Raw genomic sequence first — 15,521 nt, forward strand, 5'->3', positions numbered from 1 at the left:
CGGCGGCATTATACCATCGGCTCGAAATGGCCTTGTTTCACGTGAAACCTACGGCCGATTTCGATGCCCTTCAGTCCCCGCTCGTGGACCGAAGTGACGATCAATTGACTGGGGATCTCGGCGATCGCCAGAAGGAGTTTCCCCAAGTTATCCACATCCAGCTCGGCCGCCGGATCGTCCAACATGAGGGTGGTCGGCACCGCCCCTAGAGCGGTGTGACACTGCAACTGAGAGAGGATGAATGCGGCCGCCAGCATCTTCTGCTGGCCGCGCGAAACCCGGTCCCTCGCCGGCGTCCCGTCGATCAAAAATCCGAGATCCGCCCGGTGCGGGCCGACATGGGTGGTCTTGAGCCGCAGGTCTCTAGAAATGGAGTCGCGAAGGGCCTCTCTCAAGTCGACCTCTGCCGGCCAGCCCCTACGATAGGTCAGCGTCGTGCCGGGGCCCACCAGGCGAGTCGCCAGGGATTCGAAGTGAGGCTTCAGCTCCTCGACATAGTGCGATCGCAAGCGGTCGACCTCTGCGCCGGCAGCACAGAAGTCCTGATCCCAGGCATGCAGCAGCTCCTCACCGTGAGCGGTTCTCAGGGCGGCATTCCGTTGAGATAGGGCGCGCTGATAGCGGCGCCAGTAACCGAGGAACTCACGTTTCACGTGAAACACTCCCCAGTCCATCAGTCGGCGCCGGCGCGCCGAACCCTCCTCCACCAATCGATGGACACCGGGATCGATGATCTGCAGGGGCAGGACTTCAGCGATGTCCGCGATCCCGGAAATGCCCTGCCCGGCGAGCTGGCCTTGAGTGCGGCCTTGGGTGTGTTCGAGGCCCGCCGTCAGCAAGCCGCGATGCGTGGCGATTCGGCCAACGACCCGAAAGAAGCTGGCGCCCTCGCGCCTGAGCTTCTCTGCTTGGGCAGCCCGGAACGAACGTCCGTGCCCTAGAAAGTAAATCGCCTCCAGCAAGCTGGTCTTGCCGGAGGCGTTGTCACCGAGAACGCCGGTCGAGCGTGAATCGAAATCGAGGCTGGCGTGTTCGATGCAACGGAAGTTGTCTACCGTGATCGCAGTCAGCACCGGTGCACGCCCGTCATTGCTTTACAGCCTCATCGGCATGACGACGTACTTGGCCTGCGGTGCGCTGTCCGAGCTCAGCAGGCAGCTATTGTTGGCGTCGGTGAGGCCGATCACCACGTCGCCGCTATCAACAGCCGCCAGGGCATCCAGCAGGTAGTTCACGTTGAAACCAATCTCCAGCTCCTCGCCGGCGTAATTGATCTCCAACTCCTCCTCGGCCTCTTCCTGCTCCGGATTATGGGATTGCAGGAGCAAAACGCCGGGGCGGACCGCCAAGCGAATCCCGCGGTACTTTTCGTTCGAAAGAATGGCTGCGCGCTGGAGCGCCGAGCGGAGCACATCGCGATTGGCATTGATCCGTTTGGTCGGATTGCTCGGGATCACGCGGCCATATTCCGGGAAACGACCGTCAATCAGCTTCGAAGTGAAGCGAATGTCGCCGATCTGGGCGCGAACGTGATTGGTTCCGATCGCCAGCTCGACATTGCCTTCACCAGCGAGCAGGCGCTGGAGCTCGAGCACGCCTTTGCGTGGAACGATCACCTGTTGGGCCGCGCCGGCCTCGTGTTCGAGCATAGTCTCGCAATATGAAAGGCGATGCCCGTCAGTCGCAACCGTTCGCAGCGTTTTCCCGTCAGCTTCCAGCAACATGCCGTTGAGGTAGTAACGCACATCCTGCTGAGCCATCGAGAAATGGGTCTTGTCGAGCAGGCGGCGCAGGGCGGACTGGGAGATCAGCAGCGCCTTCTGAGCGCGAATGTCTTCGACCGTCGGGAAGTCGCTCGCCGGCAAAGTCGCCAGGGTGAAGCGGCTCTTGCCAGAGCGAACCGTGGCTCTCTCGCCTTCGATCGAGATCGTGACCTGGGCCTTGTCCGGCAGGGCCTTGATGATGTCCAGCAGCTTGCGGCCGGGCAGAGTGATCTCGCCGGGGGTTTGCAGCGAGACGTTGGCCTTGGCCACCAACTCCACTTCCAGATCGGTCGCCGTGATCGAGAGCTGCTCGCCGCGACCGGAAATCAGGACGTTGGCCAGGATCGGCATGGTCTGGCGCCGTTCCACAACGCCGATTACCGCTTGGAGTGGCGCGAGGATGCTTTCCCGCTCAGCGCTGAACTTCATCGTGGTCACCTTAGCAATCTTAATTAGAGATTAAGTATTTAAAGAATTTATGATGATTATGAAGGACGCACGACGCTGTGTATAACCCGCTTTTTACGAGTCCCATCAATCGTTTGTCATCCTCAAAACTCATCTTCTAACTTCGCCTGAGCTTGTATCGAAACTGTGTGCTGGTTGTGGATAAATAAGGCCCACGTGCAACTCACAAATTATCCACAGTCATCCAGCCAGGGTTCTCAACAGGTTTGAGTAGTCCTCGCTGGTGCGCGTATTCGACTCCCTGAGCTCTTTGATCACCCGGCAAGCGTGCAGCACCGTCGTGTGATCGCGGCCGCCAAACGCATCGCCGATCTCCGGCAAGCTATGACTGGTCAACTCTTTGGCCAGCGCCATCGCGACTTGCCGCGGTCGAGCGATCGAGCGGCTGCGACGCTTCGACAGAAGATCGGCTACGCGGATTTTGAAGTATTCCGCGACGGTCTTCTGAATGTTCTCGATGGTCACCATGCGATCTTGGGAGGCCAGCAGATCGCGCAACGACTCTTTCGCGAACTCCATGGTGATCGCGCGGCCGGTGAATTGCGAGTTCGCCACCACGCGACGCAGGGCACCCTCGAGCTCACGCACGTTGGAGCGGATGCGCTTGGCAATGAAGAACGCCACTTCGTCCGGCAAATCGACGCGGGTCTGAGCGGCCTTGCTCATGAGAATGGCCACGCAGGTTTCCAGCTCCGGCGGCTCGATGGCCACCGTCAATCCCCAGCCGAAGCGCGACTTGAGCCGCTCTTCCAGACCGTCGAGCTCCTTGGGATAGCGGTCGCAGGTCATGATGATCTGCTGCTGGCCTTCGAACAGCGCGTTGAAGGTGTGGAAGAACTCTTCCTGCGAACGATCCTTGCCGGCGAAAAACTGGATGTCGTCGATCAGCAGGGCATCGAGCGAGCGATAGGCGGTTTTGAAGTCGTTGATGGTGTTGTGCTGAAGCGCTTTCACCATGTCGCCGACGAATCGCTCCGAGTGCACATAGGCGACCCGGGCATGCTCGTTACGAGCTCTGATCATGTTGCCGACCGCGTGCATCAGGTGCGTCTTGCCCAGACCCACGCCGCCATAGATGAACAGCGGGTTGTAAGCACGGCCGGGATTCTCGGCCACCTGGAAAGCCGCGGCGCGGCCGAGCTGATTGCTCTTACCTTCGACGAAGTTCGCGAAGGTGAAATCGGGATTGAGCCGGCTGCCCAGCACGGTTGGGATATCGCGCACCGGAGCGGGAGCGATGAAGGCAGGGGCGCGCGCAGCAGCGGCAGGCTGATGAGTGTTGATCGTCATCGCCGGAGCTGCCGGTCGAGAGCCAACTTCCAGCACGACCGCCGGCGTGGGCTCCTCGCCCACCGCATCGACCAGCTCGGTGATCCGGCCAGCGACGTTCTCGTTCACCCAGTCGACGACGAAACGGTTCGGCGCGAGCAGGCGCAAGGTCCGTCCGTCCTCCACGGCCTGCAGTGGCCGGATCCACGTATTGAACTGCTGCTCCGGCAATTCCACTTCCAATTGCGCGAGACAGCGGCGCCACAACGAACCCTGCACGGTTTCGTCCCCTAATCGAATCAAGAAAGAATTGTTCTGCGCCAGGTCAACGCGAGAGGCGGCGAGTCTATACCGTTGGACAGGCAGTTATCCACAGGCAGTCGCCGCGAATTTTGTGCGTCGAAAGGCACTCTCGCGCTTGACAGTGAGGGGGGTGGTGCGTAGTCTTGCCGCCCCTCTACGCGCGCCAGCATGTACTTGTTTTAGCGCGATTTCTGGCCCGAGCCCAAGTTACGACATCGTTGAGATGCCCGCATGAAGCGTACTTACCAACCCAGCAAAGTTCACCGTCAGCGCACCCATGGTTTCCGCGCGCGCATGGCCACCCGTGCTGGTCGCCAGGTGCTGGCTCGTCGCCGCGCCAAGGGCCGCAAGCGCCTTACCGTTTAACAGCGTCGATCGCAGCGGCGCTCGCACTCGTCCGACCCCAGACTTGCCAGCCCCGGCCCGACGCTTTCAACCGGCGCAACGTCTCCGGCATAAATCCGAATTCGATCGCGTCTACCGGGATTCACGCCGCTCCACCGACGCCTGTTTCGCAGTCCTTACTCGGAACAGCGGCGGTTCGATTCCGAGACTTGGATTATCGATTGCCGCACGCACTATCGGAAACGCCGTGCGGCGTAACCGCATCAAGCGTCTGGTCAGGGAATCGTTTCGTCAGCATCAGCATGAACTGCCTGCGGTGGACATCGTCGTCAATGCGCGCTCCGGTGCTCGCGATGCGGACAATGCCGTCATCGTTCGCAGCCTGGAAAAGCATTGGCGCACGGTTGTAAAGCAATGCGCGCCATCCTGACCGCCGCCGTTCGCGCCTATCGTTACTTGATCAGTCCGATGCTTGGGCCGACCTGCCGCTTCTACCCAAGCTGTTCCTGCTACGCCGAAGAAGCCTTGCAACAACACGGCGCGGCTCGCGGAACTTATCTGACGGTGCGCCGCCTGATGCGGTGTCACCCCTGGAACGAAGGCGGCTACGACCCGGTGCCACCTCCTCACAATACCAAGCCGGTTCCTCATGGATAACCAACGCGTATTCATCTGGGCCGCGCTCGCGCTGGTCCTGTACCTCAACTTCATGGCCTGGCAGAAGGACTACGCTCCTGCGCCCGCGCCGGCCAGCACTGCGGCCAGCCAAACGCAGTCTGCAAACGGCGCTGCCCCGAAAGCGAACGATACGTTGCCGGAGTTGCCGTCGAGCGATCCGACCGCACCGCCGGTTTCGGCGAGCGGCACATCGGCCGCAACCGTAAATCAGAGCAACAACGAGACCATCGCAGGCACCGCGCCCGTCATTCGCGTTGTCACCGACGTGCTCTCGATGGATATCAGCACTCGCGGCGGCGAGCTGATTCGCGCCGACCTGCTGAAATATCCCGTGCAGAAGAATCGCCCGGATGTGCCGGTGCGCCTGTTCACTGCGAATCCGCCGCTGTATGTAGCGCGTTCTGGTTTGCGAGCAGCCGACAACCGCGCCGAGCCGACGCATCAAGTCAGCTATCAAGCCGCATCGAACCAATACAAATTAGAGGTCGGGCAGAAAGAACTGGTCGTGCCGCTGACCTGGACCGACGGCCAGGGCGTCACGGTCACCAAGACGTTCAAGTTCAAGCCGGGCAGCTATCAGGTCGACCTGAGCTACGACGTCGATAACCAGTCGGGCGCCGAATACCGAGCTGCTTCGTATGTGCAGCTGATTCGTCATTACGAACACGTCGAGCGTTCGTACTTCAACGTCGAGACGTATGCCTATCGCGGCCCGGCGATCTTCGATGGCAAGGCGTATCGCAAGCTGAATATCGAAGACGAGGACGATCGCGCCTTCAAAGGCACGTTTGCCGGCGGCTGGATGGCTGCCCTCCAACACCACTTCGTTGCGGCTGCCGTGCCGCCGGTCGGTGCGACCTACGACTATCAGCTGAGCCTCGATTCCGATAACGATTTCGTGCTGTCTTATCGCGGTCCGCTCGCAGCGGTGCCGGCCGGTGGCAAGCACACCTTCAATGAAACGTTGTTCGTCGGTCCGAAGCTGCAGGAACAGCTGGCCAAAGCTGGCCCGCGTCTGGAGCTGGTGGCCGATTACGGCAAGCTGACCATCATTTCCCAGCCGTTGTTCACCGTGCTCGAGTTCGTGTACGGCCTGGTCGGCAACTGGGGCTGGGCGATCATCATCGTCACGTTCCTCATCAAACTCGCCTTCTACAAGCTGACCGCGGCGAGCGGCCGCTCCATGGCGAAGATGCGCAACCTCGGCCCGCGCATCAAAGCGATTCAGGAACGCTACAAAGACGACCGCGAACAACTCGGCCGTCAGATGATGGAGATCTATAAGAAAGAGAAGATCAATCCGCTCGCCGGCTGTCTGCCCATCCTGATCCAGATTCCGTTCTTCCTGGCCTTCTACTGGGTGCTGCTGGAAAGCGTCGAGATGCGGCAAGCGCCGTTCCTCGGCTGGATCACCGACCTGAGCTCGCGCGATCCGTACTTCATTCTGCCGATCCTGATGGCCGGTGCGATGTTCGCGCAGTTCAAGCTGCAACCGATGCCGAGCACGGATCCGGTGCAGGCCAAGATCTTCATGTTCATGCCCATCATCATGTCGGTCACCATGGCCTGGTTCCCGGCCGGCCTGGTGCTGTACTGGTTGACCAACACCTTGCTGTCGATCGCCCAGCAGTGGCGCATCAACAAGCTGGTCGCGGCGGAAGATAAGAAAGAGAAAGACCGGAGCTGACCCGGTCGATCGAGATGACGACCCGTCCCGGCGACACTGACACCATCGCGGCGATCGCAACGCCGCCGGGTCGCGGTGGCGTCGGGATGGTGCGAATTTCGGGCCGGCTCGTTCCAACCATCGCGTCCGCAGTGCTCGGCGAGCTTCCCGAGCCACGGCACGCATCCCTGCGCATCTTTCGTGACGCCGACGGGGAAATGCTCGACGGCGGCCTCGCCCTGTATTTCCCGGCGCCGAACTCATTTACCGGCGAAGATGTTTTGGAACTGCACGGCCACGGCGGACCGGTCGTCATGGATATGTTGCTCGCTCGAGTGCTCGGTCTCGGCGCGCGTGTCGCGCAGCCAGGGGAGTTCACGCAGCGAGCATTTCTAAACGACAAGATCGATCTGACACAGGCTGAAGCCATCGCCGATCTGATCGACAGCGGCTCGAGTCAGGCTGCGCGCGCGGCGCTCCGATCGTTACAAGGTGAGTTCTCTGTCGCGGTTCATTCGCTGACCGAAGCGGTGACCGAAACACGCATGCACGTGGAAGCCGCGATCGACTTTCCCGAAGAGGAAGTCGATTTCCTCGCCGACAACGTTCTGCACGAGCGCATCGCTTCGACCATCGATCTCTGCGAACAGATCACCGCGAAGGCTCAACAAGGCGCACTGCTTCGCGAAGGCATGACCGTCGTAATCGCTGGCCGCCCGAACGCCGGCAAGTCGAGCTTGCTGAACCGCCTCGCCGGTTACGAAGCCGCCATCGTGACTGACATCCCCGGCACCACTCGCGACGTGCTCCGCGAACGTATTCATATCGATGGCATGCCGCTGCACATCGCCGACACCGCCGGCCTTCGTGAAGACGCCGATGTCGTCGAAGCCGAAGGCATCCGCCGCGCCCGAAACGAAATGACTCGCGCCGACCGCATTCTTTATGTCATCGATGCGACTCGCGCTCTCGACGACGAGAGCATGGCCGCCGAGCTCGCCGGCTTGCCCGCGGAAATTCCCGTGACCGTCGTACTGAACAAGATCGATCTCGCGCAGGCGCAGTCTCGTTACGAACAATCCCAACCGCCGCGGCTGCATGTATCCGCGACGACCGGCGAAGGCATCGATCTGCTTCGCGAACATTTAAAAGAGTGCATGGGATTCCAAGGCGCCGGCACCAGCACCATCTCCGCCCGCCGCCGCCATCTCGATGCGCTCGATCGCGCCTACGCTCATTTGAATGAAGCGCAACGCCAGCTCATGGAAAAGCGCGCCGGCGAATTGATGGCCGAAGAGCTCCGCCAGGCTCAACAATGTCTCGGCGAAATCACCGGCGAGTTCACGCCGGATGATTTGCTCGGCCGCATCTTCACGACGTTCTGCATCGGCAAGTAGCGAGCGGCGGCCAAATGTTGGGCCATCGTTCCTCCATCCCCGCCCCGATCGCCACCGCGCTCCGCGAGATCTTCGGGGAATCGGTCGATCACATCAGAGTCATAGAAAATTCTTTCTACGCACGCATGCACCTCGGCGCACGCGCGACCACGCGACGCGGGCGCATCTTGCTTCGCGGTTCAGCGAACGATTTTTGGAACGATCCCGAGCTGATCCTGCACGAGTATTTCCATGTGCTGCGGCAGTGGCAGACCCGGCGGCTCACGATCTGGAAATACCTGAAGGAGTCGGCGCGAATGGGCTACTGGCATAACTGTTACGAAATTGAAGCGAGGGCGTTTGCGGCGGCGCACTGGCGTGCGCTGAACTCGCGATTGCAAAAGTGGCAGGAATGAGCGGAGGATTGCGTTAGTTACCTTCGAGCGCTCCGGTGCTGGAGATGGAGGTTACGATGCAAACGTTCAGAACAATTCCTACGCGCGCCCTTCTGGCAGGCGCCCTCGCCGCGATTCTGAGCGCCACGGCGCAGGCCGACGTAATCATCACCGAGCGCATGAGTATCAGCGGCGCCGGGTTGATGAAGATGGCCAACATGAACGGCACGACGACCACGTCGATTTCGGGCCAACGGGCCCGCACCGACAGCAACTTGCAGTTCGAATCTGGCTTGATGCGCACCTTCGCGCGCGGTATTGGCGATTCCACCGAGATTGTTCGGTTGGATCAGGACAAGATGTATTCGGTGGACGATAAGAAGAAGACCTATACCGAAACCACCTTTGCAGAGACCCGCGCCCAGATGGAGAAGGTGTCGCAGCAGATGCAGGAGGCGCAGGCGGCACAGCAACGCGGGACTTCGGGCGTCGATGACTCACAGTGCGAATGGTCCGAACCAAAAGGCGAGGTCATCCGCTCGGGCGAGAAAGCCGACATCGCGGGTTATCAGGCCGAGCGAGTGACGGTCACCGCAACCCAATCCTGCAAAGATAAAAAGACCGGTCAGGTCTGCGATTTCGGTTTGGTCCTCGATCAGTGGGTCGCGCCCGATTTCAAGGCGTCCGAAGAAGCGCAGGCGTATCAGCTGGCCTTCGCACAAAAGATGGGATTGGCCACCGCGGGTTCGCGTGATTTCGCCGAGCGCGCGGAGTCCATGTTCGGGCGATACCAGGGCCTGTGGGGCGAAGTCTCGAACAAGATGCGCGACGTGAAAGGCTACCCGGTCAAGTTGAGCTTCGGTCTGGGCGTGGGCGGCCCGCAGTGCCAAAGCACTCAGGAGATGCAAGCCGGCGGTCAACAGCCGAGCACAGCTTCACCGGCAGGTCTCGGCGAAGCGCTGGGTGGCGCGTTGGGCGGCATGTTTGGAAAGAAAAAAGCCGCGGCCGCGCCCGAAGCGGCAGCGCCACCTGCGCAGTTGCCGGGCGGCCTCTTCTCCTTGATGGGGATGAGCACCGAGCTCGTGTCCGTCAGTACGGACAAGGTCGATCCGCAGTCCTTCGAGCCACCGGCGGGCTACAAGAAAGTCGCCGCCGGTCAATAACGGACGCCAATCAGCGAGTGCCGGAAGCCTTGGGCTGCAGGGTCTTCAAGAACCCGAACAGCGCATCGAGTTCCGCATCGCTCATCGCGCGCAGACTTTCGAAAGGCATCACGCCGATGCTGGTGCCGTCGGCGCGCTTGCCTGTTCGCATCATCTGACGGAACTGCTCGACCGACGTGTAACGAGTCATTGCGCCGTCCGCCGCCGCTGTGAGATTCGCCGCAGCCGGCCAGGTCGGCGGAGCACCGGGGATCTGGCCACCCGCATAACCCTGCCCGTGACATCCGATACATGTTTTGGAGATGTACTCGCCCTGCGCGTGCATATCGTTCGGCACCCGGGCTGGCGCGGGCTTGGTGTGATCGATCTTCTCCGCGGCGTCCTTGAATACGCCAAAGGCGTACAAAGCCTTCATCATGAGCGGCAGACGAATCTCCACCTTACGCTCGGCCGAGGGCGCCATGCCTCGAATGTAGGTCACTAGCGCAGCTACGTCTTCGTCCGCCATCTGCGCGTAGTCTTCACTCGGCATGATGAAAGCCGGAGCGCCGTTCGGCTTCACACCGTGCCGGAGTAGCGCAACCCAGTCGGTATCGGTGTAGGTTGCGGCCGCTCCACCGCCGCCGCGAGTGATGTTCGGCGAGTGAACATAGAACCCCGCCTTTTGATCGTCGATCATCACTTTGCCTTCGCCGCGCTCGCCATGACATTCCGAGCAGCCACGGGTGACGAAGAGATATTCGCCGCGTTCCAGGCTCGCATCGAAGGTTGCGAAACTCGTCGATGCCCTCTGCACATCGACGACCCGGTGCATCTTGCGCTCGCTGAGCCACACCGCAGCGCCAGCCGCAATACCAGCACCTGCCGCCAGCACTACCAGCGAGCCCCCGACGATTTTCATGAGCTTGTTCATGGCGGCGTATTCTGCATATCGAAGGCTCGATTACAGCGTACCAACGGGCAGCCAACACTGGCCCTGAAGAGCCATGCGCAATGCTCACTTTCGCCAGGGGCGGGCTACACTGCGGGCAGCTGACATGACCAAGCGCCAGTCCAAAAAATTGCACAGCAAGAGGCGGGAATCTTCCGAGCGGGCCGCGCGCAAAACTGCGACCCAGGCAAAGAGGAGAACCGCCATGTCGAATGCCAAAGATGAGGAGTTGTGGAGCGCCGTGCAGGGCCGTGACGCGAGCCGCGACGGTGAGTTTTTCTACGGCGTCATGACCACCGGCGTGTACTGCCGGCCCTCCTGCAATTCACGCCGCCCGTTGCGCAAGAACGTTCGTTTCTTCGAAACGCCCGAAGCAGCGGAGCGCGCCGGATTGCGACCCTGCAAACGATGTCGCCCGACGGGCGCGTCGGCGAATGTGTTGACTCAGGTAGTGCACGAGCTGGCCCGGCAAATCGAGGCCGCGCCGGACAGCAAGCTCAGCCTGGAACAACTCGCCAGGCGTTCCGGCTACAGCCCGTTCCATCTGCAGCGTAGCTTCAAGGCCATCATGGGCAGCAGCCCGAAGGAGTATCAGACGGCCGCGCGCGTTCGCATGCTGAAGAAGGAACTGCGCAACGAAGCCCCTGTGGCAGATGCGATTTATCAAGCGGGCTTCGGCTCCGGCAGCCGCGTCTACGAGAAGGCCGACGGCCAGCTCGGCATGACGCCGAGTGAATATCGCAGCGGCGGTAAAGGGCTGACCATCTCCTATGCGAGCGGCCAGACGCCGCTGGGATTGATGATGATCGGCGCAACCGATCGCGGCATTTGTTTCCTGCAGTTTGGCGACAGCGATCAAGCGCTGCTCGACGATCTGCGGTTGCAATTCTCGGCCGCTACCGTGCAACCGATGCCGGACAGCTCGCGGACCGAGTTCGAGTCGTGGATGGGCGCGCTCAATCGGCACCTCCGAGGCCTCGAGCCGCGGCTGGATCTGCCGCTGGACGTGCGAGGCACGGCGTTCCAGCTGATCGTATGGCGCTACTTGCAGAAGGTGCCGTACGGCGAAGTCCGATCGTACTCGGAAGTCGCGGCTGCTATCGGCAAACCCAGCGCGGCGCGAGCGGTTGCGAAGGCGTGTGCCACCAATTCAGTTGCGCTCTTGATTCCGTGTCATCGTGTCGTGCGCGGGACCGGCGAGCTGGGCGGTTATCGCTGGGGCATGCAGCGCAAGCGGGTGTTGCTCGATACGGAACGCGCGGCGAGCAAGCGGTGAGCGGCAGTTCACATCTTCGGGCCACATTCTTGCGCACTCGCCTCTCGTGCTGATAATGAGCGCGCATGCGACGAGCATGCTGCGGGAGGCGGTATGTGCCTGGGATGTTTAGACGAAGATGAGCCACCAGCAACGCGAAGGGAGTTCCTCGCCACGGCCCTGCAACTGACCGCCGCGTCGGCGCTCGGCGCGACGGCGGTTGCCGATGCCGCTACTCGAGTGTGGGACATCGAGGCCCGCGGGCTCACCGTCGATAACGCCGGAACTCTGTTGCCCGCGTACGTCGCGACTCCCATGGGCGCGGACAACCGCACTACTGTCGTCCTTCTTCACGACAGCCCCGGAATCCCCAAGGAACTGCAAGAGATGGCGCGCGAGGTCGCGCGCACCGGATACGTCGCGCTGATCATCGACTGCGCCGAGCGGGGCACCGCCAAGATTTCCACTCACCCCGATGCGATGCTGAGCGAGGCCTTCAGTCGCGATGTTCAGAGCGACGTGCGCGCCGGCATCGTGACGTTGAATGGCAGCATGCCGAACGCTAATCCTGTCGTGATTGTGGGATTCGGCTCGGCGGGCTATACGGCGTTACGGATGGCGCTGAACGATCCGCTCGGCGTGGTCGGCGTGATCACCCTGTACACGCCGATCGAAGCCAGCGAGAAATCCCAGACCGATCCCCGGCCGGACTTGATCACATTGCTGGCGCGATTGAATGTGCCGGTGCAGTTTCACGCCGGCACCGCGGATCCGGCCATCCCTCGCGAGCAACTGAATTGGCTGGGGCGGTTCGTCGCGGTCGACCCGGACCGGCGCGAGCTCTATTTATATGGAGGCGCCGGCCCAGGCTTCTACCAGTCCTCGTCGCCGAACTTCGACAAGGGCTATCAGATGCTGGCGAGGAAGCGCTGGCAAGAATTCCTCGCCAGCCGCTTCAGTTGAGCCAGCGTTTCGTTACGGCTGCTTCACCACCACGCCGTGCCTCATCACGAACACGGGCGCTTCGGTCGCGGCGATGTTGTTCAACACATTGCCTTTGACCGCGACGATGTCGGCGATCTTGCCCGCTTCCAGCGTGCCTACCTGGTCGGCAATGCCCAGCAACTTGGCTGACTCACGCGTGCCCGAGATCAGCGCCGCGGCCGGCTGCATGCCGATGTCCGTCAGCAGCTTGAACTCCTTGGCGTTCATGCCGTGAGGTGACACACCCGAGTCGGTGCCGAACGCAATCGGCACACCGATCTTCATCGCCGAGCGGAACATGCGCTCGTGCTCATGCAAGGTCGCGCGAGCCTTGGCTGCAATCGCCGGCGGGAACTTATCGGCCACCTGGTTCACCCACCAGACCGCCAACCGCGTCGGCACCAGGTAAGTGCCCTTCGCCTTCATCAGCTTCAGCGTCTCATCGCTGAGGAAGCTGCCGTGCTCGATGGAATCCACGCCGGCTTCGACGGCCTGACGAGCAGCGAGATCGCCGTGCGCGTGCGCCGCCACTTTCCTCTTCCACGCGTGAGCTTCCGACATGATCGCGTTCAACTCGTCGGGCGTGAGCTGCGGCACATCCACTGGATCGGCTTCTGAGAGCACGCCGCCGGACGAGCAGATCTTGATCACGTCAGCGCCCCACTTCAGCTGATAGCGCACGGCCGCGCGGCACTCGTCGGCGCCATTGCATACACCGTCCATCACGCCGAGCGGCGCGATGCGATCGGGCGGGAACGGACCCTGATCGCAGTGACCGCCGGTGGAGCCCACCGAGTGGACTGCCGTCAGAATGGTTGGGCCCGGCGTCAAGCCAGCGTTGACGGCATTACGCAAACCCACGTCGACAAACTCACCCGCGCCCACATTGCGCACGGTGGTGAAGCCGGCCTCGATAGTGCGCTTTGCGTAGATCGCGGCGTAGAAGGACTGCTCGGCGGCGAACCGATACATGTCCGCGTGGAAGCCCTTGTAGAAATCGTCATGGCCTTCGTTGGTGATGTGCGTGTGAGCATCGATAAAGCCCGGCAGCAGCGTCGCGTCGCCGAGATCGATCACCTTCGCATTGGCCGGCGCGGCCTGTGAGCCGAGCGCTTTGATCTTGTCGCCTTCCACGAGCACGGCGCCGCCGTTCGTGAGATTGCCCGACTTGCTGTCGAACAGATAAGCCGCTTTCAGCACGATGGGCTGATTGGGCTCGGCGGCTTGCGCCGAACCGACGAGGGCAGCCAATCCCAACGCCAACTTCACTGCTAAACGCATCGCGTCCTCCCGATCTTTGATGGTGCCGCACGATACTCGCTCACGTTTCAAAGGAAAACAGCGCGGCTATTTCTCGACGAATGCGCATTTATTTGGCGTTTTTCGCCAGCCCCGCGCAATTACTGTGTCGCCACCAACCCACGGAGATCTGCAATGGATAGCAAGCGCATGAAGTCGATGGCGCACGCGCGCAGTGCACAGCGCGGCCAGGGAATGAGCGAATACATCATCATCACCGCGCTCGTGGCGGTAGCCGGCATCGGCTTGTTCGCAGCGTTCGGCGATGTGCTGCAAAACCAAATGGCCGGCATGAGCCGCGAAATGGCGGGCCAATCGGCCACCCAAGACATCACCGACGCGCAGGCCTCCGCGACGACTGCTCAGAACCGCGCGGCTCAGGCAGACAGCCTCTCCACTTACAACCAGCAAACCAATGCGGCTCAGTAACCGTCACTGCGGGCAGATCGCGCCGGTCGCGCTGTTCGGTGTGCTCATCAGCAGCGCAGTGCTCGCCGTGATGTTCAACACCGGACAGAAGGTCACGGAACGATCGCAGGTCGCGAACGCTGCGGACGCCGCAGCGTATAGCGGTGCGGTGTGGACTGCACGCCATCTCAACTTCATCGCTTATGCGAATCGAGCCATGGTTGCCAATCACGTCGCCGTCGGGCACTTCATCTCATATGTGAGCTGGGTGCGATATATCAACGACTCAATCTCAGCGATCGACCGGGTCACGCAGTGGATTCCATACGTGGGCCAGTATGTCGACCTGGCCGAGCAGATCTCCGCTCAGGTGCGTGACGCGACCGAGCAAGCGGCGGAGATCACGGTCCCCGCCATCGATGCGTGGAGTGCAAACATTCGCGCCGCGCAGGCGGAAGCACATGCTTCGCTCGCCTTCCGCAATGTGCAGAGCCTGATGGAGCAGACGGGTCGTACCTACGATCCGCGTATTCGCATCAACGACGGCGATGCTCTAGCGCGCATGCCGGGCGAATTGCAGCCGCTGCTCGAAGCACAGCTGATGACGCAATCGGCGGCTATACCAGCGTTCATACAGCGCTACACAGCAACCCGTGATAGCAACTCCTTGCAGCAACTGGTGAATGCAAGCCTTCGCGGCAACTCCGATCTGCAGCGTTGGGTGATCGGTGAGCGTGGCTGGCGAGAGAACCTGCTAGCGGTCCAGCTGCGCAAGCGCGGCGCCACGTCGGTCAATCAAAATGCGAACTTGGCCGACTGGCGTGCGGAGGATCAGATGCAGTTTCGCACTCGCGGCGTGTTCGGCTGGCACAGGTGGCAACGAATCGGCGATCGAGTCAGCACTGCAAGTGCGCGTGAGTTCGATTCGAACTACGCGGGCGTGCCGGCTTACTACAACGTTGCGGGTTCACCTGGCGACACCTCTCTTCGCATCGCCGCGATTGCGACCAAGGCTCAGACGAACGTCGCAACCGCCGATCTGCTCGGCATGACCGCGACGGCGCAACCCTTGGCCGTTGCCGCTGTTGCTCGCGTGGAGTTTCGGCGGCCGCGCGGCTCGGCGTTCGCGTCGTTGGGTGAGCGTCGGCACGAGTACGCCAACTTGTTCAATCCGTTCTGGGAAGCGAAGCTCGCGCCCGTCACGTGGAGCTTCTGATC

16 protein-coding genes are annotated in these 15,521 nt (G+C 61.6%); 11 read left to right on the forward strand and 5 right to left on the reverse strand.

Features of this window, described 5'->3' with window-relative positions:
• Window positions 1-8 precede the first annotated feature (8 nt).
• The 3 genes from recF to dnaA all read right to left on the reverse strand — a co-directional run bounded on the left by recF (window position 9) and on the right by dnaA (window position 3,779).
• Complete coding sequence (recF, locus tag EK373_RS04405; protein WP_129641515.1) at window positions 9-1,073, reverse strand: DNA replication/repair protein RecF; 1,065 nt, start codon at window positions 1,071-1,073, stop codon at window positions 9-11.
• 21 nt (window positions 1,074-1,094) lie between these two features.
• Window positions 1,095-2,192: a DNA polymerase III subunit beta gene (gene dnaN / locus EK373_RS04410; RefSeq protein WP_129641516.1), complete on the reverse strand. Its 1,098-nt coding sequence runs from the start codon at window positions 2,190-2,192 to the stop codon at window positions 1,095-1,097.
• 219 nt (window positions 2,193-2,411) lie between these two features.
• Window positions 2,412-3,779, reverse strand: a complete 1,368-nt coding sequence (dnaA, locus tag EK373_RS04415) for a chromosomal replication initiator protein DnaA (protein ID WP_129643323.1) — start codon at window positions 3,777-3,779, stop codon at window positions 2,412-2,414.
• 255 nt (window positions 3,780-4,034) lie between these two features.
• On the opposite strand from dnaA, the gene rpmH reads away from it, so the two are divergent.
• Genes rpmH through EK373_RS04450 form a run of 7 tightly spaced genes read left to right on the forward strand, consistent with a single transcriptional unit; the run spans window position 4,035 to window position 9,426 of the window.
• Window positions 4,035-4,169, forward strand: a complete 135-nt coding sequence (rpmH, locus tag EK373_RS04420; RefSeq protein WP_116811218.1) for a 50S ribosomal protein L34 — start codon at window positions 4,035-4,037, stop codon at window positions 4,167-4,169.
• Entirely contained in the window at window positions 4,108-4,578 is a 471-nt protein-coding gene (gene rnpA, locus EK373_RS04425) for a ribonuclease P protein component (protein ID WP_232831011.1), read from the forward strand. Before rpmH ends, rnpA begins: the two co-directional genes overlap by 62 nt.
• Entirely contained in the window at window positions 4,563-4,805 is a 243-nt protein-coding gene (gene yidD / locus EK373_RS04430; RefSeq protein WP_129641518.1) for a membrane protein insertion efficiency factor YidD, read from the forward strand. Before rnpA ends, yidD begins: the two co-directional genes overlap by 16 nt.
• Complete coding sequence (gene yidC, locus EK373_RS04435; protein WP_129641519.1) at window positions 4,798-6,513, forward strand: membrane protein insertase YidC; 1,716 nt, start codon at window positions 4,798-4,800, stop codon at window positions 6,511-6,513. The genes yidD and yidC overlap by 8 nt, the downstream gene beginning before the upstream one ends.
• Window positions 6,514-6,527: 14 nt before the next feature.
• Window positions 6,528-7,889, forward strand: coding sequence for a tRNA uridine-5-carboxymethylaminomethyl(34) synthesis GTPase MnmE (gene mnmE, locus EK373_RS04440; protein WP_129641520.1), 1,362 nt, complete (start codon window positions 6,528-6,530; stop codon window positions 7,887-7,889).
• Between the two features lie 14 nt (window positions 7,890-7,903).
• A complete protein-coding gene (locus EK373_RS04445) occupies window positions 7,904-8,284 on the forward strand; it encodes an eCIS core domain-containing protein (protein ID WP_129641521.1) in 381 nt (126 codons plus the stop codon).
• Window positions 8,285-8,340: 56 nt separating this feature from the next.
• Window positions 8,341-9,426: a hypothetical protein gene (locus EK373_RS04450; RefSeq protein WP_129641522.1), complete on the forward strand. Its 1,086-nt coding sequence runs from the start codon at window positions 8,341-8,343 to the stop codon at window positions 9,424-9,426.
• Window positions 9,427-9,436: 10 nt separating this feature from the next.
• Here the strand turns inward: EK373_RS04450 and EK373_RS04455 are convergent, their stop codons facing one another.
• Window positions 9,437-10,339 carry a c-type cytochrome gene (locus EK373_RS04455; protein ID WP_129641523.1) on the reverse strand — a complete coding sequence of 301 codons (903 nt, stop codon included), beginning with the start codon at window positions 10,337-10,339 and terminating at the stop codon, window positions 9,437-9,439.
• A 223-nt stretch (window positions 10,340-10,562) separates the two neighbouring features.
• Here EK373_RS04455 and ada point away from each other — a divergent pair, with 223 nt between their 5' ends.
• Entirely contained in the window at window positions 10,563-11,633 is a 1,071-nt protein-coding gene (gene ada / locus EK373_RS04460) for a bifunctional DNA-binding transcriptional regulator/O6-methylguanine-DNA methyltransferase Ada (protein ID WP_129641524.1), read from the forward strand.
• 93 nt (window positions 11,634-11,726) lie between these two features.
• Complete coding sequence (locus EK373_RS04465; protein ID WP_129641525.1) at window positions 11,727-12,575, forward strand: dienelactone hydrolase family protein; 849 nt, start codon at window positions 11,727-11,729, stop codon at window positions 12,573-12,575.
• A 12-nt stretch (window positions 12,576-12,587) separates the two neighbouring features.
• Here the strand turns inward: EK373_RS04465 and EK373_RS04470 are convergent, their stop codons facing one another.
• Window positions 12,588-13,877 carry a metal-dependent hydrolase family protein gene (locus EK373_RS04470; RefSeq protein WP_129641526.1) on the reverse strand — a complete coding sequence of 430 codons (1,290 nt, stop codon included), beginning with the start codon at window positions 13,875-13,877 and terminating at the stop codon, window positions 12,588-12,590.
• A 153-nt stretch (window positions 13,878-14,030) separates the two neighbouring features.
• Between EK373_RS04470 and EK373_RS04475 the strand changes: the two genes are divergently transcribed.
• Both EK373_RS04475 and EK373_RS04480 read left to right on the forward strand, forming a co-directional pair.
• Entirely contained in the window at window positions 14,031-14,324 is a 294-nt protein-coding gene (locus EK373_RS04475; protein WP_198683062.1) for a Flp family type IVb pilin, read from the forward strand.
• Window positions 14,311-15,519, forward strand: coding sequence for a pilus assembly protein TadG-related protein (locus tag EK373_RS04480; protein WP_129641527.1), 1,209 nt, complete (start codon window positions 14,311-14,313; stop codon window positions 15,517-15,519). The genes EK373_RS04475 and EK373_RS04480 overlap by 14 nt, the downstream gene beginning before the upstream one ends.
• Window positions 15,520-15,521 lie beyond the last annotated feature (2 nt).

This window comes from Peristeroidobacter agariperforans (genome assembly GCF_004138335.1).
Taxonomy (GTDB): Bacteria; Pseudomonadota; Gammaproteobacteria; order Steroidobacterales; family Steroidobacteraceae; genus Steroidobacter; species Steroidobacter agariperforans.

Coding starts and splice junctions, on each gene's coding strand:
- dnaN (WP_129641516.1), bottom strand. CDS start 2,192: ATGAAGTTCAGCGCTGAGCGGGAAAGCATCCTCGCGCCACTCCAAGCG.
- rpmH (WP_116811218.1), top strand. CDS start 4,035: ATGAAGCGTACTTACCAACCCAGCAAAGTTCACCGTCAGCGCACCCAT.
- yidD (WP_129641518.1), top strand. CDS start 4,563: ATGCGCGCCATCCTGACCGCCGCCGTTCGCGCCTATCGTTACTTGATC.
- yidC (WP_129641519.1), top strand. CDS start 4,798: ATGGATAACCAACGCGTATTCATCTGGGCCGCGCTCGCGCTGGTCCTG.
- mnmE (WP_129641520.1), top strand. CDS start 6,528: ATGACGACCCGTCCCGGCGACACTGACACCATCGCGGCGATCGCAACG.
- EK373_RS04445 (WP_129641521.1), top strand. CDS start 7,904: ATGTTGGGCCATCGTTCCTCCATCCCCGCCCCGATCGCCACCGCGCTC.
- EK373_RS04450 (WP_129641522.1), top strand. CDS start 8,341: ATGCAAACGTTCAGAACAATTCCTACGCGCGCCCTTCTGGCAGGCGCC.
- EK373_RS04455 (WP_129641523.1), bottom strand. CDS start 10,339: ATGAACAAGCTCATGAAAATCGTCGGGGGCTCGCTGGTAGTGCTGGCG.
- ada (WP_129641524.1), top strand. CDS start 10,563: ATGTCGAATGCCAAAGATGAGGAGTTGTGGAGCGCCGTGCAGGGCCGT.
- EK373_RS04465 (WP_129641525.1), top strand. CDS start 11,727: ATGTGCCTGGGATGTTTAGACGAAGATGAGCCACCAGCAACGCGAAGG.
- EK373_RS04470 (WP_129641526.1), bottom strand. CDS start 13,877: ATGCGTTTAGCAGTGAAGTTGGCGTTGGGATTGGCTGCCCTCGTCGGT.
- EK373_RS04475 (WP_198683062.1), top strand. CDS start 14,031: ATGGATAGCAAGCGCATGAAGTCGATGGCGCACGCGCGCAGTGCACAG.
- EK373_RS04480 (WP_129641527.1), top strand. CDS start 14,311: ATGCGGCTCAGTAACCGTCACTGCGGGCAGATCGCGCCGGTCGCGCTG.